General features: G+C 47.2%; 1 protein-coding gene. It reads left to right on the top strand.

Annotated elements, in window-relative coordinates; translation table 11 throughout:
• Positions 1–602 precede the first annotated feature (602 nt).
• Positions 603–1,154, top strand: a complete 552-nt coding sequence (locus AD944_RS00340; RefSeq protein ID WP_082741211.1) for a BKACE family enzyme — start codon at positions 603–605, stop codon at positions 1,152–1,154.
• Positions 1,155–1,187: the final 33 nt, after the last annotated feature.

A 1,187-nucleotide genomic window follows, 5' to 3' on the forward strand; every position in this document is an offset into this window, starting at 1 on the left:
AGAGTCACAATGGTTTCGCTTCAATGTTACCCACGCAAATCAGTCACGTCTGTACACTTTTCTGGAAAGAGAAAATAAAGGTCGGTAACCGCCGTAGAGCATGAGGCCTATCAGATCGCCAATTAAGAAAATCACCTAGCGGCTTCCTGCCCACACTCTGCCCGGCAGCGCCCGCCTCTCAGAATATCCTGTATTTACGTAAGCTTCCAATCTTTCGTGGCCTGATTATACGAATACAGCCTTCAGCCATACCATCACATCAAAGAGAGAATACGTTTCCCCCTTGCGTCTGGATCCTAAAAAATGCTCCATTAATGCGTTGTGCGATTTAATGTGCGCATAGCGCACGAATAAGGAGTGCAGTTAAGTTTTAAATTAAGACGATACTTTCGCAAATGCCTTGGAAAAAATAAGAGGCCTATCGCATGGGTAAACAAAATCCTTGACGACGTTAAAGAAAAGACAAGAATTATCAACGCGTCTTTCCGCTTGAGAATTGGTTTTAGGCTATATTTTTCCTAGCAAGAAAGCATCCTTTCGCTCTTCCTGCTCGTTATAGGAAAAATCGTCCAAACAGGTTGCCACAAGAAGGGAAAATCCCCATGCGTCCTGCCGTTATTACCGTTGCCATCACTGGGTCTGTTCCCAGAAAATCTGATAACCCAGCTCTCCCTGTCACGCCTTCGGAACAGATTGAATCCACCCATGAGGCTTTCGAAGCTGGAGCTACGCTAGTACATATTCATGTACGCAATCCTGACGAAACACCGTCCTCCGATCCCGATCTGTTTCAAGCTGTTCAGGACGGCATCACACGTCACTGTCCCGGCATGATTATCCAGTTTTCGACCGGTGGGCGCGGTCGGGACGCCAGCGCTCGTGGCAGTGCCCTCCCCTTGCGACCTGATATGGCGTCCCTCTCCACAGGTTCAGTCAATTTTCCAACTATTGTTTATGAAAACAGCGCAGATCTCGTAAACACACTTGCATCATCTATGAAGACATATGATGTGGCACCGGAAATTGAGATTTTCGATCTCTCTCACCTACATGGAGCAAAACGCCTTATTGAAAAGGAACAAATGAGCCAACGCCCCCATGTTCAGTTCGTGCTGGGCGTGAAAAACGCCATGCCTGCAGAAGAACATCGGTAATCCCCCCATTTTTAGTGGGGCATTGAATGAGAA

The sequence above is a fragment of the Acetobacter tropicalis genome, from assembly GCF_001580915.1.
GTDB lineage: Bacteria > Pseudomonadota > Alphaproteobacteria > Acetobacterales > Acetobacteraceae > Acetobacter > Acetobacter tropicalis.

Excerpts from the sequence above, each read along its gene's own strand:
- AD944_RS00340 (WP_082741211.1), top strand. The coding sequence starts at position 603 with ATGCGTCCTGCCGTTATTACCGTTGCCATCACTGGGTCTGTTCCCAGA.